Below are 20,269 nucleotides of genomic sequence, written 5' to 3'. Positions count from 1 at the left end.
AGGATGCGCATTCCCACCCGCCGCAAAAGCCCTATGACGTCAGGCAAACCTATCCGTCAGACGGCGAAATGGCGGCGACAGCGGCCCAACGGCCACGCCATGCAGCACAATTGCCGCCTTACGCCCGGAGACCATTTGAAATGACTGCCCAGCCGCTTGCCTCCCAGCCCCACATCGCCGCAACCCTGCGCGCGGCGCTCGGCGACGCAGCCGTCCGCACCGACACCGCCAGCCTCGACTACATGGCGAACGACGTCTACCGCACCGGCGGCCATCCCGCCGCCATCGTCCGCCCCGCCAGCGTCGACGCCCTGCAACAGGCCGTCCGCCTTTGCGCCCAGGCCGGCGTCGCCATGGTCCCGCGCGGCGGCGGCGCCTCCTACACCGACTGCTATCTCTACCCGCAAGGCGGCCACATCCTCTTCGACCTCACCGCGCTCAGCAGCATCGACATCGACGAAGCCAATGCCGTCGTCACCGTCGGCGCCGGCACCACCTGGGCCGCCCTCAAAGCCGCCCTCGACGCCCGCAACCTCCGCACACCCTTCTGGGGTCCCTTTTCCGGCATCGCCGCCACCGTCGGCGGCAGCATCAGCCAGAATACGGTCAGCCACGGCACCGCCGCCCACGGCACCTCCGCCCAATCCGTCCTCTCGATGGATATCGTGCTGGCCTCGGGCGACCTCCTTACCACCGGCATCGGCACCGCCACCCGAAACTACGGCCCCGATCTCACCGGCCTCTTCACCGGGGATTGCGGCGCTCTCGGCTTCAAGACCAGCATCCGCCTGCCGCTGCTCGCCGCCCGCGAAGCCGCCGTCACCGTCAGCTTCGCCTTCGACAGCTTCGCCAACTGCCACGCCGCCATCGCCATCATCCAGAAGGAACGGCTGGAAGACAGCCACTTCGGCCTGGATCTCGCCCTGTCGCAAGGCCAGATCGCGCGGCAGGAAGGCGCAGGCGCGAGGCTTAAGATCGCGGCCCAAGTCTTCCGCAAGGCCCCCAATCCCGTCGCCGGCCTGAAGCAGCTGCTGAAAATGGCGCTCGCCGGCGAAGACCCCATGCGCGCCGGCGCCTACATGGCGCACTTCATCGTCGAGGGCATTACCCCCGCCGAAGCCGAAGGCCGCGCCACGCGGCTGCGCGCGCTCGTCGACCCATACGGCCGGGAAATCGCCAACAGCGTCCCCAGCTTCGTCCGCGCCATGCCGTTTGCCCCGCTCGCCAACATCCTCGGCCCCACCGGCGAACGCTGGGTGCCGATCCACGGCGTCTTCAACCAGACCCGGGTCGTCCCCTTCCACGACGCGTGGGAAGCTCTCCTCGCCAAGAGGCAGACGGAAATGCAGCAGCACGGGCTGACGGTCGGCACCATGTTCAGCCCGGTCGGCCCCTCAGGCTTCCTCTACGAAATCGCCCTCTACTGGCCCGATGACCGCACCGCCTACCACCGCGAGACACTGGGCGAAGCCCACCTCTCCGCCCTCCCCGCCTACACCGAAAACCCAACCGCCCGCGCCTTCACGGACCGCTTCAAACAGGAAGCCGTCGCGCTGATGCAGGAATATGGCGCCTCCCACTTCCAGCTGGGCCGAGCCTACCCCTACCAGCAGCGCCTCGACCCCGAAGCGGCCACACTGCTTAGGGGGATCAAGGCTGCGCTGGACCCGAAGGGGCTGATGAACCCGGGAGTACTTGGACTTTAAGGTTTCGCAGGGGCTCTGCCCCTGCACCCCGGAAGGGGTTTTGACCCCTTCACCCCGTTGGTTTTTCTCGGCTTCTGACCGCATAGAGCGGGCCACGGAATGGATTGCGCCTGCGGCGCAATCAACCCAACCCCGCACGCGCAAAGCCTGGAGGTCAGCTTCCCACAACGAGGGTGCAGGGAAATCATTTCCCTGCCGGGGTGAAGGGGCAGAGCCCCTTCGAGTACCCGTTCAGGCCGACAAAATCTCCAGAACCGCCCGCTCCGAAGTCTCCAGCGCGCCCTCAAGCCCCCGCGCTCCGGTCGCCAGATGCTCACCGCAGAAGTGGATCCGCCCCGCCGCCGCGCCCATGTCCGCCACGAAGGCGGCGATCTGTCCGGGGCTGTAATAGGCGATGTCGCCGCCGTTGAAATATTCGCCCGACCAGCTGTGATAGGACACGGCTTTCAGCTTCCCCCTGGCCGACGGGCGCATGGCTTCGATAGTGGCGATCACGCGCTGCATGGCGGCGTCCTTGCCCAGCCGGTCCCATTGCTTCGACAGGTTCCCGCGCCCTTGCACCATGAGCCCGGTGACATCGGCGGGGTTGGCGCCGAAGCGTTGCGGGGCGACCCAGCCGCTGAAGCCGTCGGTCCACATGTTGGGCGAAAGGCCGTCGGTTTCCCAGAAGGGTTCGCTCGCCTGCAGCATGGCGATGGTGATCGGCTGATACGGCAGCGTGGCAACGGCTTGCGCCTGCTTGCCGGTGAGCGCGGGCGTGATGTGCACATGGCGCAACGCCGAGAAGGGCAGCGAGCAGATCAGCTGCTTTGCGCGATAGACGCTGCCATCGGCGCAGCGCACGTCCACCGCGTCGGGCTGGTTGTCGATGGCGACGACTTCCTTCCCCAGCAGCACCGGCCCTTTCAGCTTTTTCGCCATGGCGATCGGCAGGTTCATATTGCCGCCCTTCACGGCCAGCACCTTCTTGCCGGCAGCGATCTGCGTGGCGATGAAGCCCTGGTTGAACTCCAGCATCAGCGCCGAGGCGTCATAGCTGTTGGTGCCGTAATAGGGCGAGGTATCGCAGGCGAGCTGGATGGCGGCATCGCTCAACCCCTGCGTCTTCAGGAATTCGTGCACAGAGATGTCCAGCTTGGCGTTCGCCGGATCCAGCCAGGCCAGCCAGTCGGTCAGGCGGTTATGCTTCGCCACCAGGGCGTTCAACAGCTCCCACGGCATCACCGTCTTCAGCTCGGCCGGGAACGGGTTGCCGGGGAAGGCCGCCCATTCCTCGCGCGTCATATGCTTGCCGTTCAGCCACAGCGCCTGCGGCTTGCCCGTATAGAAGCGCTGCGCGACATCGACCATTTCCACCCCGGCCCAGCTGGCCGCATCGAGGCCGCGGCCATAGCCCTCGCCCATCGAGTTGAAGCCCATCTCCGGGTACCCCTCGACATCGAACAGCGTATAGATCCGCCCGCCGACACGCTGCCGCCCTTCCAGCACGGTCACCTTCAACCCCTGCGCTTCCAGTTGCCGCGCCGAGTTCAGGCCCGAGATACCGGCGCCCAGCACCAGCACATCGTCCATCTTCGCGGTCTTCGCTGCCAGCGGGGCTGCCACGGCGGCGGCAGTGGCCGCCGCCGCCAGGGTGAAGGTGCGCCGCGTCATGTCCATCTTTACCGCTCCATCGTCATTCAGCTCACACAAACCCGAATCCGCCAAATATGCCGCACCGGCTTGGTCGATACCCACCAGTCGGATAGCTATCGGCAACCGCATCCGCGCGGTTGCGAAACGGACAATATCGGCGGCAAGGCCCGCCCGCAAAACAGGTTGAGGGAAACGAACATGCAACGGAATGGACTGAAACTGCTGGTTCTGGCTGCCGCCGCCCTTTCGGGTGCCGCGCATGCACAGGCGGTGCCGGCCGGCGATCCCGCCGTCGGCCAAAAGCTCTTCATCCAGTGCAAGGCCTGCCACACCACCGAGCCTGGCGGAAAAAACCTCGTCGGCCCGAATCTCTCGGGCATCATGGGCTCGAAGACCGGCGAAGTCCCCGGCTTCGTCTTCTCGCCCGCCATGCAAAAGGCCAACATCACCTGGGACGCCACCACGATGGACGCCTGGCTGAAGCGCCCGTCCGCGGTCATCCCCGGCACCAAGATGGTATTCGCCGGCATGCCTGACCCGAAGAAGCGCGCCGACGTGATCGCCTATCTCAACACCCTCAAGAAGAAGAGGTGATGCGCCTTTCCACCCTGCTGGCCGTTGCCACCCTGTCTGTTGCCGCGCCTGCCGTCGCGCAGGCGGCGCAACCCTCGCCCTACCTCACGGTAGAGCAGCTGCGCGCAAAATTTGCCGACAAGGACAGCAAGTTCGCGAACATCGGCGGAGTGGAAATCCACTACAAGGATGAAGGCAAGGGCCCGGTCCTGCTGATGGTGCACGGCTCGCAAAGCAGCCTGCGCACCTGGGACGGCGTGGTGGCAAAGCTGAAGGACCGCTACCGCATCATCCGCTACGACGTCGCCGGGCAAGGCCTCTCGGGCAACATCTCCGACGAAGCAGCCGCCACGCTGAAGCCCACTGACATCGCCGAGGGCCTGCTGAAGCAACTCGGCGTGACGAAACTCAAAGCCGGCGTCGGCGTCTCCAGCGGCGGCACGCTGATCGCCTTCCTTGCCTCCGGGCGCCCCGATCTGGTCGAGCGCGCGATCCTGTCCAACATGCCCTCCGATCCGGTCGTCACGACACACCTGAAGCAGCCGCAGGCCTTCCTCGACGCGCAGGCGCGCGCCAAGGCGAACAAGGTCACCGACCTCGATTACTGGAACCAGTTCCTCAGCTATTTCTCCGGCGATCCCGCCCGAATCAGCCCGGCCAAGCGGCAGGAATATGCCGACTACAACCGCCGCGAACCCAACAAGAACCTCATCGCCCTCACCGCCCAGATCAGGGACGGCAAGGAATCGACCGCCACCTTCGCGGCCATGACAACGCCCGCGCTGCTCATCTGGGGTGGCAGCGACCAGCTGCTGCCGGTGCCCGCGGCAGACCGGCTGCAGCAGTATCTGACGAAATCCGAAGTCTCCCGCGTGATCCTGCCCGACGTCGGCCACTACCCACCGCTGGAAGTGCCGGACCGCTTCGCCGACATCATGGCCGCCTATATCGAATCCGGCGTGCCGAACCTGCCGAAGCCATGAAGACACTCTACGACAAGCTTTGGGAGAGCCACTGTGTCGCCGACCTCGGCAACGGCGAGGCCCTGATCTACATCGACCGCCAGCTCGTCCACGAAGTCTCCAGCCCGCAGGCCTTCGCAGCGATGCGGGCCGCACATCGCCGCCTGCGCCGACCGGAAACGCATCTCGCCGTGGCGGACCATGCCGTCCCCACCCGCCAGCGCAGCAGCATCGACGATCCGCTCGCCCGCTCGCAGGTCGCCGAACTCGAACGGAACGCCGCCGATTTCAACGTCCCCTATCTCGCGCTGCAGGGGGAAGGGCAGGGCATCGTCCATGTCATCGGCCCGGAACAGGGGCTGACGCTGCCGGGAATCACCATCGTCTGCGGCGACAGTCACACCACCACCCACGGGGCCTTCGGCGCGCTCGCCTTTGGCATCGGCTCCACCGAATCGAGCACGGTGATGGCCGCCCAGTGCCTGAAGCAGAAGAAGGCAAAGCGGATGCGGGTGAACGTCACCGGCAGCCTCGGCCCGCATGTCTCCGCGAAGGACATTGCGCTCGCCTTCATCGCCAGAATCGGGGCGCTGGGCGCGGTCGGCTATGCCGTCGAATACAGCGGCCCCGCCATCCGCGCGCTGTCGATGGCCGGCCGCATGACGCTCTGCAAAATGACGATCGAGGCCGGCAGCCGCATCGGTCTCGTCGCCCCGGACGACACCAGCTTCGCCTTCGTCGAAGGCCGCCGCCTCGCGCCGAAGGGCGCCCAATGGGAAGCCGCCAGGGCCTGGTGGCGCACCCTCCCCACCGACGAAGGCGCCGTCTTTGACCGCGAGGTCGACATCGACCTCGCCGACATCGAACCGCAGGTCAGCTGGGGCACCACCCCGGACGAAGTCGCCCCCATCACCGGCCGCGTCCCGGATCCCGCCCTGATCCCCGACGAAGCCCGTCGCGCCTCCGCGGAAAAGGCGATCCGCTACATGGGCCTGACGCCGGGCCAGAAGCTCACCGACATCGCCATCACCCACGTCTTCATCGGCAGCTGCACCAACAGCCGCATCGAGGACCTGCGCGCCGCCGCCGAAATCGTCCGCAACCGCCACGTAGCGGCGGGCGTGAAGGCCATCGTCGTCCCCGGCTCCGCCGCCACCAGGGCACAGGCCGAAAGCGAGGGCCTCGACCGCATCTTCACCGAGGCCGGCTTCGAATGGCGCTTCGCCGGCTGCTCGATGTGCGTCGGCATGAACGATGATCGCATGCGGCCGGGCGAACGCAGCGCCAGCACCTCCAACCGCAATTTCGAGGGTAGGCAAGGCCCGGGCGCCCGCACCCACCTGATGTCGCCGGTGATGGCCGCCGCCGCCGGAATCGCCGGCCACCTCACAGACGTCAGGGATCTGACAAGCATAGACGTCCGGACACTCGCATGAGCCTTAAACCCTTCACCACCCTGTCCGGTCCGGCGGCGTTTCTCCCCGAAGACAATGTCGATACAGACATCATCTTCCCGGCCCGCTTCCTCCTCATTACCGCGCGCGAGGGGCTGGGCACCTACGCCTTCCACGACCGCCGCTTCCTGCCCGACGGCACGGAAATCCCCGATTTCCCGCTGAACCGCCCACAGGTCCGCGGCGCCCCCATCCTCGTCACCGGCGCCAATTTCGGCAGCGGCTCCAGCCGCGAACATGCCGTCTGGTCGATGGCCGACATCGGCATCCGGTGCATCATCGCCCAAAGCTACAGCGAGATCTTCCACGGCAACTGCTTCCGCAACGGCGTCCTCCCCATCACGCTTCCCGCCGACAAGGTCGCAGCGCTCGGCGCCGCCGCAGCCGCCGGAATCGCCTTCCACATCGACCTCCCCGCCCAAACCATCCTCGCCGGCGGCCTCAGCCTCGATTTCGAAATCGACCCCGAGCGCAAACAGGCGCTGTTGAACGGCTGGGACGAAACCGCGATGCTGCTGGCCACGCAGGGCGATGCGATCACCGCCTTCGAAACCGCCCAACGCCAGACCCAGCCATGGCTCTACGAAAGCGAACCCGCCCAGTGAGTGACGATCTCGCCGCCAACTACGCCCGCGCCTACAACACCCGGGTGGGCTTCGGAAAACGCCCGGCGCTCCTCCTCATCGATTTCTGCATGGGCTATTTCGACCCCGCCTGCGACCTCTACGCCGGCGTCGAAGACGCCATGGCCTCGGCACTCCGCGTCCGCGCCGCCGCCCGCGCCGCCAACATCCCGGTCATCCTCACCAACGTCGTCTACCACCCGCAGGCCCTCGACGGCGGCCGCTTCTTCGAAAAGGCCGCCCCCCTCAAGAACTTCCTGAAAGGCAGCCCGATGGGGGCCTGGGGCCCCGGCCTCGCCCCCCACGACGACGAAATCATCGTCTCCAAACAATATCCCAGTGCCTTCTTCGGCACCTCGCTCGCCTCCACGCTGACGGCGATGGGCGTCGACAACGTCCTGCTCACCGGCCTCACCACCAGCGGCTGCGTCCGCGCCTCCTGCGTCGACTCCATGTCCCACGGCTTCCGCACCACCGTCATCGCCGACGCCTGCGGAGACCGCCACCCAGCCCCCCACGAAGCCAACCTCTTCGACATGAACGCCAAATACGCCGACGTGGTCAGCGAAGCCGAAGCGGTCGCCTTCCTTCAGTCGAGATAGGCCCAACCGCGCTTGCGCCGATCCGCAGCGACAAAGGCTGCGATCTGCTCGCGGTGACGCAGGGTGAGGTCAACGGCATCCAAGCCGTGGAGCAGCATCTCGCGCGCTTCCTCGGGCAGCGTGAACCCGTGGCTCGCCCCATCCGCCCCAATCACCCGGCACGCTTCCAGATCGACAGTCACCGGCCCGCCGACCAGCCCGGCCACAACCTCGGCGGGCAACGCCACCGGAACAATTCCGTTCCGCACGCAATTCCCCCGGAAGATCGGGTTGAAGCTCGGCGCGACAATCGCCCGGATGCCATATTCCGCCAGCGCCCAGGCGGCATGTTCCCGGCTGGAGCCGCAGCCGAAATTCTCGCCTGAGAGCAGTATTTCGGCGCCTGCGCAGGCCGGCTGGTTCAGCACAAAGGCCGGGTCCGGCTCGCGCCCGCCGATCTCGGTATAGCGCCATCCGGCGAACAGCCCGTCGGCAAGCCCGGCCTTGGAGACTGACTTGATCTCGCGCGAGGGGATGATGGCGTCGGTATCGACATTGTCGCGCAGCAGGGGCGCGGCCACCGACGTCAGCGTCGTGAAGGGCTTCATGCGATGCTCCGTGGGTCGGCGATGCACCCCGCAATGGCGCTCGCGGCCACCGTCTCCGGGCTGGCCAGGTGCGAGCGCGTTTCCGGCCCCTGCCGGCTTTCGAAGTTGCGATTGGTAGAGGTCACCACCCGCTCCCGCCGCCCAAAGCTCTCGCCGCCGGCAAAAAAGCACATCGAGCAGCCCGATTCCCGCCATTCGAATCCGGCGTCGAGAAATACACGGTCCAGCCCCTCGGCTTCGGCTGCCGCCTTCACTGCCGTCGATCCCGGCACGCAGATCGCCCGCACGCCCGCCGCCACCTTGCGCCCCCTCAACAATGCCGCCGCGCGCCGCAAATCGGAAATGCGGCTGTTGGTGCAGCTGCCGATAAAGGCGGCATCGATGGGCAACCCCACCAACGTCTCCCCGGGGGCGAGCCCCATATACTCCAAAGCCCGAGCCTCCGCCGCAGCCGGCACAACGCCATCCACCGCCACCGAATCCTGCGGGCTCGTCCCCCAGCTCAGCATCGGCGACACCTCAGCTGCGTCGATCAGAATCTCCCGATCGAACAGCGCGTCCGGATCGCTTTTCAATGTTCGCCAGTATGCCGCCGCTGCATCCCAATCCGCCCCCTTCGGCGCGAAATTCCGTCCCTCCAGATAGGCAAGGGTCTTTGCGTCCGGCGCGATGATCGCCGTAAACGCCGAGAACTCCGTCGCCATGTTGCACAGCGTCAGCCGCGCCTCGATCTCCAGCGCCTCGACCGCCTCTCCGGCATATTCCACCACATGCCCCTTGGCCCCGCCCGATCCGTGCCGCGCCAGGATAAACAGCGCCAGGTCCTTAGCCGTCACCCCGGCAGCCAGCCGTCCGGTCACCGTCACCCGCATCGTCTTCGGCTTCGCCACCCGCAGCGTCCGCGTCGCCAGCGCATGCTCCGCCTCGGTCGAGCCGATCCCCCACGCGAGCGCCCCCAGCGCCCCTTGCGAGCAAGTATGGCTGTCTGGGCAAACCAGCGTCACCCCTGGCAAGACAATCGCCTGCTCGGGCGAAATCACATGTACGATCCCCTGCCCCGGATCCCCGATATCAAACAGCCGGATGCCCGCCGCCTGCGCCTCGGCCCGCGTCGTCCGGATGAAATCGGTGCCCGTCGCCATGATCGTCCGGTCGGTCCGCCCCGGCAATGTGTCCACCACATGGTCCATCGTCGCAAACACATGCGCCGGATCGGCCACCACGCGCCCGGCATCGGCAAGGCTCTTCAGCGCCACCCCGCCCGTCCGCTCGTGCAGCAAAATCCGGTCGATCAGGATCAGCCCGCCATCCGCCAGCGGCGCAACACAATGCGCCTCCCAAAGCTTCTCGAACAAGGTGCGCGCCATCAGGCCGCCGCCCCGCTGGCCAGCATGGCCTCCACCTCATGCGGCACAAACCCAGCCGCGGCCAGTATCTCCGCCGTATCCTGCCCGGGCGCCTTCAGATCATGCCGCAAGCCCATCCGCTCGCCATCCACCTCGATCGGCAAGGCCGGCAACCGCGCCGCGCCGCCGCCCGGCAGAGTCATGTCCACCAGGCCGCCGGCCGCATTCAGATGCGGATCGTCAAACAACTGCTCGGGCCGCGCAATCGGTGCAAAGGGCAAACCCACCACCTCGCACTTCGCCAGTGCCTCGGCCAGCGTCATCCCGGCAAACAGCGCTCGCACCTCGGGCAATATCCGCTCGCGCGCCTGCACCCGCTGGTTGTTCTCGGCAAGCGCGGCATCCGCCCCCAGGGCCTCCAGCCCGAAGCCTGCACAGAATGCCCGCCACTGCGCATCGGACACCACCCCCACGAACAGCTGGCCGTCCGCCGCGTTAAACACATCATAGATCGCCCAGGCCGAAATCCGCGCCGGCATCGGCGCCGCCGGCTTCCCGGTCACCGCCATCTGCGCCATGTGCTGGCCCACCAAAAACGTCGTCGTCTCATACAGCGAAGCCTTCACCTCGCCGCCCAATCCAGTCCGGTGCCGCCGCTCCAGCAGCCCCAGCACGCCCACCACGCCGAACATCCCGCCGGTCACATCGATCACGCTCGCGCCGGCGCGCAGGGGCCGACCCGGAGGCCCGGTCATATAGGCAAGCCCGCCCATCATCTGCGCCACCTCGTCCAGCGCCGCCCGCTCCTCATAGGGGCCGGAAAGAAACCCCTTCGCCGAACAATAGATCAGCCGCGGATTCTCCGCAGACAGCGCCGCATAGCCCAGCCCCATCTTCTCCAGCGTGCCGGGGCGGAAATTCTCCACCACGATGTCCGCCGCCACTGCCAGCCGCTTCGCCGCCGCCAGTCCGGCCGGCTTCTTGAGATCAAGGCAGATGCTCTGCTTGTTGCGGTTATACATCGGGAAATAGCCCGCGCCCGAGCCCAGCAGCCGCCGCGTGCGGTCGCCGCCCGGCGGCTCGATCCGCACCACATCCGCCCCCATGTCCGCCAGGATCAGCCCGGTCGATGGCCCCATCACCATATGGGTCAGTTCCACCACCTTCAGGCCCGCCAGCGGCAGCTTGCTATCCGACATCCGGTCAGTTCTCCGATAAGATGGCGGAACCTCGCCGCATTTGCTGCACTTTCCCAGCCAGCCCCGCGGAATAACCGAAGACCGGACGAATCATGGCCAGCCAAGACATCCTCGTCAGCGAAGTAGGCCCGCGCGACGGCCTGCAAAGCATCAAGCCCATCCTCTCCACCGCCGCCAAAAAGGCGTGGATAGATGCCGAGGCCGCCGCCGGCGTGCGCGAGATCGAGGTAGGCAGCTTCGTCCCCGCAAAGCTGCTGCCGCAACTGGCAGACACCGCCGAAATCGTTGCCCACGCCCGCACCATCCCCGGCCTGATCGTCGCCGTCCTCGTCCCCAACGCAAAGGGTGCTGAGGCGGCCATCGCCGCCGGCGCGCACAAGCTCACCCTGCCCCTCTCCGTCAGCGAGACCCACAGCCTCGCCAACCTTCGCCGCACCCATGAACAGGTGCTGGCAGAAGCAAAGCAGATCGCCGACCTGGTGAAGGCTGAGCCCGAGGAGACACGCCCGCATTTCGAAGGCTCGCTCTCCACCGTCTTCGGCTGCACGCTAGAAGGCGCCATCCCCGACGCCCAGATCGCCCGCCTCGCCGAAGCGCTCATGGCAGCCGGCTGCGACGAAGTCGGCCTCTCCGACACCACCGGCTATGCCGACCCGCGCGCGGTGAAGCATCTGATCCAGCTCGTGCGCGGCGTGGTCGGTGAGAAAGCCCTCACCGGCATCCACCTGCACAACACCCGCGGCCTCGGCCTCGCCAACGCGCTGATGGCGCTGGAATGCGGCCTCACCACGCTCGACGCCTCCCTCGGCGGGCTGGGCGGCTGCCCCTTCGCGCCGGGCGCCTCCGGCAATATCGTCACCGAAGACCTGGTCTTCATGCTGGAATCGATGGGCTATTCCACCGGCATAGACATCGGCAAGCTGCTCGCCGTTCGCCAGATCCTGCGCGAAAATCTCCCCACAGAGCCGCTCTACGGCTTCACCCCGGATGCCGGCCTGCCGCTCGGCTGGAGGACTGCACAATGATCGTCGGCACGCGCATGGTCGAGGATGACCGCACCGCGAAGCAGATCTTCGAGGAGGTGATGGCAAACCCGGCCCGCACCAAATTCGGGTTCGGCCGCAAGCTCGCCGTCGTCAACGTCGATTTCCAGAACGCCTACACCCGGATCGACGAGTTCAAGACCGCCTACGAAACCGATCCCCGGCAGATCGAGTATGCCAACAGAATCTCCGATCTCGCCCGCGCCAGGGGCATGCCCGTCATCTGGACGCACGTCGCCTATATGGCCGACGCCTCCGACGCCGGCGTCTGGGGCACCCGCACCAACACGGCGGATTCGCTGCAGAACATCAAGGAAGGCAGCCGCCGCCACCAGTTCGACGAGCGCTGCCGCATAGACCCGAACGACGCCGTCTATACCAAGCGCATGCCGTCGGCCTTCTTCGAAACGCCCTTGCAAAGCCTCCTCGTCTGGCACGGCGTCGACACCGTCGTCGTCACCGGCGGCAGCACTTCTGGCTGCGTCCGCGCCACCGCGGTGGACAGCCTCAGCCGCGGCTATCGCACGATAGTCCCGATCGAGACCACGGCCGACAAGCACGCCAGCTACCACTATGCCAATCTCACCGACCTGCAGCTGAAATATGCCGATGTGGAGCCGGTGCAGACGGTCATCGACTGGCTGGAGGCGCAGGCGTGAACGAGGGCGCAGCTGACCCCGGCCTCTACGACTTCGAACGCTGGCGCGACCGCCCGCCCCTCGTCTGGCCGGGCGACAAGAAGGTCGCCGTCTGGGTCTCCCCAAACCTCGAATATTACGAGATCGACCCGCCGCAAAACCCCCACCGCAAGAGCTGGGCAAAGCCGCACCCCGACGTCGTCGGCTATAGCCACCGCGATCACGCCAACCGCGTCAGCCACTGGCGCATGGCCGACGCGATGACCCGCCACGGCTTCCCCGGCTCCGTCTCGCTTTCGGTCGCGCTCTGCCAGCACCACCCCGAAGTGGTCGCCGACGCCAACGCCCGCGGCTGGGAGTTCTTCAGCCACGGCATCTACAACACCCGCTACAGCTACGGCATGGACGAGGCGCAGGAGCGCGCCATCATCGAAGACTCCATCCGCACCGTCCGCGACGCGACCGGGCAGACAATCAAGGGCTGGCTTGCCCCCGCCCTCACCCACACGCCCCGCACGCTGGACCTGATCGCGGAATATGGCCTCAGCTACACCTGCGATCTCTACCACGACGACCAGCCGCGCCCGGTTCGCACGCGCTCAGGGCGCCTCATCTCCATGCCCTACAGCCTGGAGGTGAACGACCATTACGGCTTCTTCATCTACAATATGAGCCCGCGCGACTATGCCGAAACGCTGATCCGCCAATATCAGCGCCTCGCCGCCGAAGCGGAAACGATGGGCGGCACCGTCATGTGCATCCCGCTGCACAGCTACCTCATCGGCCAGCCGCACCGCATCGGCCCCTTCGACGAGGTGCTGAAGCATATCGCCGCCGACGGCCGCGCCTGGATCACCCGCAGCGGCGACATCGCAGACCATATTCTGGGGCCGCAAGCATGAGCCTAGATCCCGCCTATCTCGAATATCCCAGGCGCCGCCACGGCTACGATCACGATCTCTACCCATGGTCGCCGCTGAAGGACCGCAAGCCCATCGGCTGGCCCGGAGAGGCAAAGGTCGCCGTCTGGCTGGTCGTCAGTCTGGAATGGTTCCCGATCACCCCATCCGACACGCCCTTCCGCGCCCCCGGCCATATGCAGACGGCCTATCCGGACTACCGCCACTATACGGCGCGCGAATATGGCACCCGGGTCGGCTTCTATCGCCTGCTGGATGCGTTCGCGAAGGCCAGGGTGAAAGCCTCCATCGCCACCAACAGCGCCATCGCGGAGCGCTACCCTCAGATCATCGCCGACATCGTCGCCGCCGGCCACGAGATCATCGCCCACTCCACCGACATGAACGGCACCATCGCCAGCACGCTGCCCGAAGCCGACGAACGCGCCCTCATCCGGCAATCGCTCGATACGCTGGAGGCCGTCTCAGGCACCCGCCCGCAGGGCTGGCACTCCATCGCCCGCTCGCAAAGCTGGAACACGCCCAACCTGCTCCGCGAAGCGGGAGTTCGCTATGGCTGCGACTGGGTGAACGACGAGCTGCCCTACCGCTTCACCAACGGCGTTCTCAACATCCCGCTGAACCACGAACTGTCAGACCGGCAGATCCTCACGGTGCAACAACAATCGGTCGACAGCTACGCCCGGCAGATGCTCGACGCGCACGACTGGCTGGCAGCGGAATCCATGCGCGAAGGCGGCGGCCGGATGCTCCCGCTCCACCTCACGCCCTATATCATGGGCCTCCCCTATCGGATCGACGCCTTCGAACAATTGCTGGCAGACCTGACGGCCCGCCCGTCCACGGTCTTTCTTTCGGGCGGCGCCATCTGCGACAGTTTCGAGGAAAGCGAATGATCGCCCGCGTCGTCTACACCGGCATCCCGGTGTTCGGGCCGGCGGAACTGGCTCAGCGCCTGCAGAAGGCGCCGGATATCCCTACGCCCACCGAAGACGGCGAGGCCATCCTGGCCCACATCGGCCTGATGTGGACCTATGTCGTCGCCCAGCGTGATCCGGCGGTGCCGGAGCTGGATCGCGACATTTTCGATGTCGGCGTCCTGCAGATGGCCTCAGCCCTGCGACAGTTTCTAAACTAGGCACGGCCGGCGGCACAGCCGCCGAGTGTGCTTGGGTAGTTGAAGAATGAAGGAAGATTGCGGAGGTCTTGCTTGTCCGCCTCCGGCGGAACGCCCGCTCGTCGGACGGGTTCGTGGATGGTCATCCACGCCCCGCCGGCCGGGCCTTGCGGCGAGTCTGCGAGTTAGCGCTTTGCGCTAATCGCAGCCGCCTTCGGCCTCAGCCGATACCGGCTTCCTCGGCCAGGCTCTGATACATCGATTGCCGCAGCAGATAGGCCCGCCGCCGCGCGTCGTCCTTCACCACGCTTTCCAGCTGGATTTCCATTTCGCTGCGCTGTTCGCCATTGCCGCTTTCCATCATCCGCTTGTTCTCGATGGTCTGCGTCTGCACGAAACTGTGGGCGATCTGCCGCCGCTGCCGGTCGTAACGGTCCAGCAGGGCGTCCCCGTCGCCGCCGTCTTTCAGGATTTCCCGCAACTTCTCCGTCAGGTTCCACACATCGTGGATGCCGGAGTTCATGCCGAAGCCACCCAGCGGATTGTTCAGGTGCGCCGCGTCCCCCGCCAGCAGCGCCCGGCCGCTGCGGAAGCTCTTCGCCACACGCTGGTGCACGCGATACAAGGTCCGGTGCGAGGTCGCGACTGCCGGCCCGTTGTGCGTCAGCCGATCCAGCACGGAGTCCTTGTAGGCGTCGGACAACAGTTCCTCGTCGGTCACGTCGCTGTGCGTTGGCACCAGGATCCGCCAAAAGGCCGGAACCCGCAGCAACACGCACCATTCCTCGACATCGGCGACATAGTTCACCGATACCAGCCGGTCGAAATGCTTCTCGATCGGATAGGCGGTGGAGAGCGTCAGGAAGCGCTCGGGATAGGTGAAGCCCTCGAACTCGGTGCCCGTCCACTTGCGCACGCTGCTGTTGGCGCCGTCTGCGCCGATCACATAGTCCGCACGAATGGTCTCGATGGCAAAGGGTGTCTCGACCTGTGCGGTGATCCCGTCGGCGTCCTGCTCGAAGCCCACCAGCCGGTGCAGGAATCGGACGCTGCCGGGCTGCAGCGCCTCCAGCTTCCGGACCAGCAGCCGCGACAGCTTGAACTGCTCGCACTGCAGCCGATACGGGTGGCGCGAAATGTCCGAAAGCTCGGCCATGTCGAATTCGATCACCTCGCCGCTGCGGCGGTTGCGATACTGATAGACGGGCGCGCGCAGCCCCTGTACCTCTAGGTCTTCCAGCACGCCCAGCTCGGCCATCATGTCGAGCGTCGGGGGGTGCATCGTCGATGCGCGCATGTCCTCCGGGCAACCGGCAAGGGCCTCCACCACCATCACATCGATGCCTGCCTTCGCCAGGCGATAGGCAGCCGTGGTGCCCACCGGTCCCGCTCCGACAACAAGCACCTGTACGCGCTTCATCAAGTTCAGCCCCTCGGTCTTCGGTCGAGGCGCCGCGATTTCCATCGCGGAACCTTCGCCAACTGTGGGTTCGAACCTAGCCCCCGCCGTCCGCTCCTGTTTGGGCAAGCCTCCATACTCTCCGTCACGCGGGGAAAATCGGCCGGTCGCCAGCGCCGGAAATCTGAACTTCAGGCGGTTTCCTCCGTCTGTCGGAGAAGCAGCGCGGGGATGGCGCAGGCAGGCATATCGGGCCTAGGCTCGGCCGATGTCGTTTCAGCTAGATCGCCGCGCGCTTCTTGGCGCGCTCGCCGCCACCGCCCTTCCCCTGCGGGCCGCGGCGATAGCCGAGCCGCTGGCGCTGACCCTGAAGACCGCGACCGGCCGCCCGTCCCAGATCAGCCACTGGCCCGCGCAGGGTCGCTCTCGCGGTACCATCCTCTTCTCGCACGGGGCCTTTTCCGCGCCGCGCTTCTACACCGATCTCTATGCCCCCTGGATCGCAGCGGGCTTCGATATCTTCGCGCCGCTGCACATCGATTCGCGCGAACATCCCGACGCCGCCAAATATCCGCCAATGGCCAGCTGGGGTGCACGACTGCAGGACATGCGCACGCTTTCCGCCCATGTCGGCAAGCCCTATCTCGCCGCCGGCCACAGCTATGGCGGCCTCGTCGCATTGACGCTTGGCGGCGCTTCCTCCACGCCGCCCGAAGGCTTCTCCCCGCCGCTCCGCGATGCCAAGGCCAAGGCCGTCGTCGCCTTTTCGCCGCCCGGCCCGATGCCCGGCCTGATCGCGCGCGAAGGCTTCGCCACGCTCGCCACCCCCGCCTTCATCCAGACCGGCACCAAGGACGTTCCACCCGGCCCACCCGGCGCGCCGGTCGACCCCGAAGGCTGGGGCACCCACCTCGCCGCCTTCGAAGAGGCAGCGCCGGGCAACAGCCGCTACGCCCTCGTCATCGACGGCGTGGACCATTATTTCGGCGGCGCGATCTGCCGCCCGGACGTCCCCGGCCCGCCGCAGCTGAAGGAACTGGCCGAGGCAGGCCGCCTCTCCACCCTGTTCCTGAAATCCTATGGGTCGGGCGACAAGGCAGCGGGCAAGTCGCTGCAAAACAGCCTCAGCGACGCAGGCCCCTTCCGCCTCTCCCGAAAGTAGCGGCCATCTGGTAGCAGGCCGGCATGATCAACCTTGCCTGCCTCTGCGGCCATGTCCGGATCGAGCTCAAGACCCGGCCGACCTCACCGGAATCGAACTCCGCTTCCCCGATGGCAGGAACTGGCCGGGCGAAGGCGATTTCAGCTACCTCCGCGAGGCTCGCATCCTCTAGCCCTCTGCGATTTCCGCGATGGTGGAGGCATATTTCGCAGCCGAATCCGCCTGTGCCGCTTCGCTTGCGTCCTTGCGCATCAGGTAGAACAGCCGCTCCAGGAAATCCTGCCGCCAGGCCTCGCGCGCTTCAAGCGCCTGCTGGTCCAGCACCAGTGCCTCGATCCCGGCGGCCAGATCCAGCCCCTGCTCCCTGGCAGCGCGCTCGGTCGAATCCAGCCGGTCGTGCAGCACGGAAATCTCGTTCGCGAGCACCATGATCATCGACATCGCCTGGTCCATGCCGGGCGCTTCATAAAAGCTCGGGCGCTTGCCGCGCGCGTCCTTCACCACATGCGGTCGTTCGGTCGTCGTGAAGCTCATGCTGCCTTTGCCTGCGAAAGGGGTTTCTGCGAGATCAGCACTTCCCAGCCTCCGCCGGGGGCATATTCGCCCGCCGTGAACTCGCGTTCGGCAACGGCGCTCGCCGCTTCCGCGCTATAGCCTTCGGATTGGGTGCCGGCGAACTCCATCACCGCCATCGGCGCCGTGTCGAACTTCGTGTCGGCGCGGTTGAAGCCGGCCTTTTCCGCCAGCGCGAACTGGTCCATCTCGCGCATGGCGCCCCAGAAGGGTTCGTTGTTGTACCAGGTCTCGTTGTCGAGAATGAACTGGGTGAAGGGGTCCATCAGGTCGAACGGCGGCAGGTCGGCGTGGATCATCAACCCGCCGGGGCTCAGCAGCCGATGGCATTCCTGAAACACCTTCGGCATCGCCTTGCCGCTGGTTTCGTGCAGCAGGATATGGCTGACGACGAGGTCGAAATAGCCATCCGGAAAGCGCGTCTTTTCCGCATTCATCTGCGCGAAGTTCACATCCAGGCCCAGCCCGGCAGCCCGCGCATGGGCATAGCGCACCACGGGCGCCCCGACGTCGATCCCCCATACCTCGGCGTCGGGAAACAGCTCCTTGAACGGCAGCGTCGAGTGGCCGACGGTGCAGCCCATGTCCAGGATGCGGCGCGGCTTGAATTCCGGCATCTTCCGCTTGATATAGTTGCAGACCGAACGCCCCATGTCGTCGTTCAGCGGCCCCATATAGCCCATGGAATAGAGATAGACGCCGCGATCATAGAGCGCGCCCGCGGCGATATCGGCCGGCTGCACTTCGGTGGTGTAGCCGCCGGGCATGCAGTGGATGTCCACCGCCGTGACATAGCGCGGCGGCACGAAGTCCTCCGGAATGTCCAGCCGGGCCTTGGCGCCCTTCGAAAGCGTCGCCGCCGTCTCGGTCAGTTCCGGCAGCTGCCGCTCGATGGAGACGTTCACCGACTCCCACAGCAGCTCCTGGGCGATGCGGTTTGCTGCCGCATAGTGCTGGAAATAGAGGTCCTCGACCATGCCCGAGCGGATGTCGCGGCGATCGGCCGGCGCCCGGCCATGTTCCTTCTCGAACTTCGCGGAAACCCGGGTGCGATAGACTGGCGTCAGCCCCGGCAGCAGCCCCTGCTGGATGAACTGCTTGAAGCTCTTGGTGAATTCTTCGCGCGCTGCCTCGTCATGGGTGGCGCGCGGAAGCGCCGGATGCTGGGCCTGCTGGAACGTGTTGAGCATCACCGGGACTCCATCTCCATGTCCGCCATACTTGTTCGCCAGGCCTCGCCGATGCAAGCACCCCAAGGTTGCGCTATCCACCACGCGGACAATAAGAGCCGGGCGATGGCCATGCGGCTACCCAGGGACCCTAGTCGTTTACCCAAATCAAATCGCCGAAGGTTCGCACCATGGCAGAAGCCGCCACCCTGACTGCCGCCGAAGCCCCTGCCCCCCGCGCCGGCCTGGGGGTGCAGATCGGCTATGGTTTCGGCCAGATCGCCGGGCAGATCTTCCGCGAACTGCCCTCGCTGCTGCTGCTCTTCTTCATGACCAACGTGCTGGGCATCGCCCCGGCGCTGGCAGGCGCGGCGATCTTCATACCCAAGCTGGTGTGGGGCGCGACCGCCGATATTCTGGTGGGCATCTACTCGGACCGTTGGCGCCACAAGATTCCCCGCCGCTGGTGGCTGCTGGTCGGCGTCGTCGGCGCGCCCATCGCCATGGTGCTGCTGTTCCATGTGCCGGCGGGCTCCACCACGCTGAAGGTCGCCTATGTGTCTGCCGTCTTCGCGCTGTATATGGGCGTGTTCGCGGCCTTCTCGGTGCCCTATCTCGCCATGGCCAGCGAATATACCTCCTCGCCCGAGGAACGGAACGTCATCATGGCCTGGCGGCTGGTCTTCACCGCCATCGGCATCACCTTCTCCGGCATGATCGCTCCCTATCTGGTCGGCGCATTCGGCGGCGATCAGGCTGCGTTCGAAAAGATGTCCATCGTGCTCGCCATCGTCTGCCCGGCAGCTCTGCTGGTCACCTTCATCGCCACGGGCCGGGTGAAATCCACGCCGCAACCAACGGCACTGGCTGAACGGCTGGAGCGGATGAGTTTCCGCCAGGCGATTGCCGTCCTCACCCAGCCGCGCTTCGCGACTCTCATCTCCGCCAACCTGCTGCTGCTCACCGGCAGCGGCATGGCGCTTGCCTCGATGCTCTACTTCCTCACCTACAACATGGGCCGCACCGATGCGCTGCAGCTGATCGGCGGCATCGTCGGCGCCGCCTGTCTCGGCATCGTGATAGCCCAGCCGCTGTGGGTGCAGGTGGCAAAGCGCGTCGACAAGGTGACCGGCTTCCTGATCGCGGCAGCCCTCTATGGCAGCTGCTATGCCGTCTGGGCCTTCGCCGCCGGCTGGGGCATCGCAACTGCTTTCATCATCTCCTTCATTGCTGCCGTCGGCCAGTCCGGCTGGTCGATGCTGGGCTTCTCGATGGTCTCCGATTTCGCCGCAGAGGACGAACGCAACGCCGGCCTCTATTCCGCGACCTGGATTGCGGTGGACAAGATCGCCTTTGCACTCGGCGGCACGCTGCTGGTGGGCATCGTCCTCTCGCTGTTCGGCTTCGATTCCATGAAGGCCGTGCAGGGCCTGCCGCAGACCGATCAGGCGATGACCGGCGTCATGGTCGCCTTCGGCATCAGCCCTGCCGTGCTCAGCACCATCGCCTGCCTGATCCTGCTGAAGTTCCGCTCGCGCGATTGAAGCGACCTGTTGGGTAT

At 66.2% G+C, this 20,269-nt stretch carries 20 protein-coding genes; 13 read left to right on the top strand and 7 right to left on the bottom strand.

The window, feature by feature from the left end:
- The first annotated feature begins 140 nt into the window (after positions 1-140).
- Complete coding sequence (locus IM784_RS05275) at positions 141-1,706, top strand: FAD-binding oxidoreductase (protein WP_199554269.1); 1,566 nt, start codon at positions 141-143, stop codon at positions 1,704-1,706.
- Between the two features lie 231 nt (positions 1,707-1,937).
- On the opposite strand, the gene IM784_RS05270 is transcribed toward IM784_RS05275, so the two are convergent.
- Positions 1,938-3,365, bottom strand: a complete 1,428-nt coding sequence (locus tag IM784_RS05270; protein ID WP_235976583.1) for a flavin monoamine oxidase family protein — start codon at positions 3,363-3,365, stop codon at positions 1,938-1,940.
- 174 nt (positions 3,366-3,539) lie between these two features.
- On the opposite strand from IM784_RS05270, the gene IM784_RS05265 reads away from it, so the two are divergent.
- From IM784_RS05265 to IM784_RS05245, 5 genes are read left to right on the top strand one after another with little or no spacing between them, the layout of a single operon-like run.
- Complete coding sequence (locus IM784_RS05265; protein ID WP_199554268.1) at positions 3,540-3,935, top strand: c-type cytochrome; 396 nt, start codon at positions 3,540-3,542, stop codon at positions 3,933-3,935.
- Entirely contained in the window at positions 3,935-4,897 is a 963-nt protein-coding gene (locus tag IM784_RS05260) for an alpha/beta fold hydrolase (RefSeq protein WP_199554267.1), read from the top strand. Before IM784_RS05265 ends, IM784_RS05260 begins: the two co-directional genes overlap by 1 nt.
- Positions 4,894-6,312, top strand: coding sequence for a 3-isopropylmalate dehydratase large subunit (leuC, locus tag IM784_RS05255; RefSeq protein ID WP_199554266.1), 1,419 nt, complete (start codon positions 4,894-4,896; stop codon positions 6,310-6,312). Before IM784_RS05260 ends, leuC begins: the two co-directional genes overlap by 4 nt.
- Complete coding sequence (leuD, locus tag IM784_RS05250; protein ID WP_199554265.1) at positions 6,309-6,935, top strand: 3-isopropylmalate dehydratase small subunit; 627 nt, start codon at positions 6,309-6,311, stop codon at positions 6,933-6,935. The genes leuC and leuD (IM784_RS05250) overlap by 4 nt, the downstream gene beginning before the upstream one ends.
- Positions 6,932-7,555 (top strand): isochorismatase family protein, encoded by a 624-nt coding sequence (locus IM784_RS05245; protein ID WP_328799454.1) that lies wholly within the window; start codon positions 6,932-6,934, stop codon positions 7,553-7,555. The genes leuD (IM784_RS05250) and IM784_RS05245 overlap by 4 nt, the downstream gene beginning before the upstream one ends.
- On the opposite strand, the gene leuD (IM784_RS05240) is transcribed toward IM784_RS05245, so the two are convergent.
- From leuD (IM784_RS05240) to IM784_RS05230, 3 genes are read right to left on the bottom strand one after another with little or no spacing between them, the layout of a single operon-like run.
- Positions 7,543-8,142: a 3-isopropylmalate dehydratase small subunit gene (gene leuD, locus IM784_RS05240; RefSeq protein ID WP_199554263.1), complete on the bottom strand. Its 600-nt coding sequence runs from the start codon at positions 8,140-8,142 to the stop codon at positions 7,543-7,545. The genes IM784_RS05245 and leuD (IM784_RS05240) overlap by 13 nt on opposite strands.
- Complete coding sequence (locus tag IM784_RS05235) at positions 8,139-9,509, bottom strand: 3-isopropylmalate dehydratase large subunit (protein WP_199554262.1); 1,371 nt, start codon at positions 9,507-9,509, stop codon at positions 8,139-8,141. Before IM784_RS05235 ends, leuD (IM784_RS05240) begins: the two co-directional genes overlap by 4 nt.
- Positions 9,509-10,687 (bottom strand): CaiB/BaiF CoA transferase family protein, encoded by a 1,179-nt coding sequence (locus IM784_RS05230; protein ID WP_199554261.1) that lies wholly within the window; start codon positions 10,685-10,687, stop codon positions 9,509-9,511. Before IM784_RS05230 ends, IM784_RS05235 begins: the two co-directional genes overlap by 1 nt.
- Before the next feature lie 92 nt (positions 10,688-10,779).
- Between IM784_RS05230 and IM784_RS05225 the strand changes: the two genes are divergently transcribed.
- Genes IM784_RS05225 through IM784_RS05205 form a run of 5 tightly spaced genes read left to right on the top strand, consistent with a single transcriptional unit; the run spans position 10,780 to position 14,426 of the window.
- Positions 10,780-11,712 (top strand): hydroxymethylglutaryl-CoA lyase, encoded by a 933-nt coding sequence (locus tag IM784_RS05225; RefSeq protein WP_199554260.1) that lies wholly within the window; start codon positions 10,780-10,782, stop codon positions 11,710-11,712.
- Positions 11,709-12,389, top strand: coding sequence for an isochorismatase family protein (locus tag IM784_RS05220; protein ID WP_199554259.1), 681 nt, complete (start codon positions 11,709-11,711; stop codon positions 12,387-12,389). Before IM784_RS05225 ends, IM784_RS05220 begins: the two co-directional genes overlap by 4 nt.
- Positions 12,386-13,270, top strand: a complete 885-nt coding sequence (locus tag IM784_RS05215) for a polysaccharide deacetylase family protein (RefSeq protein ID WP_199554258.1) — start codon at positions 12,386-12,388, stop codon at positions 13,268-13,270. The genes IM784_RS05220 and IM784_RS05215 overlap by 4 nt, the downstream gene beginning before the upstream one ends.
- The gene (locus tag IM784_RS05210) at positions 13,267-14,184 is read left to right on the top strand and encodes a polysaccharide deacetylase family protein (RefSeq protein WP_199554257.1); all 918 of its coding nucleotides are present in this window, start codon (positions 13,267-13,269) and stop codon (positions 14,182-14,184) included. The genes IM784_RS05215 and IM784_RS05210 overlap by 4 nt, the downstream gene beginning before the upstream one ends.
- Positions 14,181-14,426, top strand: coding sequence for a hypothetical protein (locus tag IM784_RS05205; protein ID WP_199554256.1), 246 nt, complete (start codon positions 14,181-14,183; stop codon positions 14,424-14,426). The genes IM784_RS05210 and IM784_RS05205 overlap by 4 nt, the downstream gene beginning before the upstream one ends.
- A 199-nt stretch (positions 14,427-14,625) precedes the next feature.
- Here IM784_RS05205 and IM784_RS05200 read toward each other — a convergent pair whose 3' ends face one another.
- Positions 14,626-15,825 (bottom strand): FAD-dependent oxidoreductase, encoded by a 1,200-nt coding sequence (locus IM784_RS05200; RefSeq protein ID WP_328799453.1) that lies wholly within the window; start codon positions 15,823-15,825, stop codon positions 14,626-14,628.
- Positions 15,826-16,072: 247 nt separating this feature from the next.
- Here IM784_RS05200 and IM784_RS05195 point away from each other — a divergent pair, with 247 nt between their 5' ends.
- Positions 16,073-16,966: an alpha/beta hydrolase family protein gene (locus tag IM784_RS05195; protein ID WP_199554255.1), complete on the top strand. Its 894-nt coding sequence runs from the start codon at positions 16,073-16,075 to the stop codon at positions 16,964-16,966.
- Positions 16,967-17,134: 168 nt separating this feature from the next.
- On the opposite strand, the gene IM784_RS05190 is transcribed toward IM784_RS05195, so the two are convergent.
- Both IM784_RS05190 and IM784_RS05185 read right to left on the bottom strand, forming a co-directional pair.
- Complete coding sequence (locus IM784_RS05190) at positions 17,135-17,500, bottom strand: hypothetical protein (RefSeq protein WP_199554254.1); 366 nt, start codon at positions 17,498-17,500, stop codon at positions 17,135-17,137.
- A complete protein-coding gene (locus IM784_RS05185) occupies positions 17,497-18,729 on the bottom strand; it encodes a class I SAM-dependent methyltransferase (protein ID WP_199554253.1) in 1,233 nt (410 codons plus the stop codon). Before IM784_RS05185 ends, IM784_RS05190 begins: the two co-directional genes overlap by 4 nt.
- A 170-nt stretch (positions 18,730-18,899) precedes the next feature.
- Between IM784_RS05185 and IM784_RS05180 the strand changes: the two genes are divergently transcribed.
- Positions 18,900-20,252, top strand: a complete 1,353-nt coding sequence (locus IM784_RS05180; protein ID WP_199554252.1) for an MFS transporter — start codon at positions 18,900-18,902, stop codon at positions 20,250-20,252.
- The last annotated feature ends 17 nt before the right edge of the window (positions 20,253-20,269 follow it).

This window comes from Sandaracinobacteroides hominis (assembly GCF_016464365.1).
Taxonomy (GTDB): Bacteria; Pseudomonadota; Alphaproteobacteria; order Sphingomonadales; family Sphingomonadaceae; genus Sandaracinobacteroides; species Sandaracinobacteroides hominis.
This window is presented reverse-complemented; position numbering and strand designations above follow the sequence as displayed.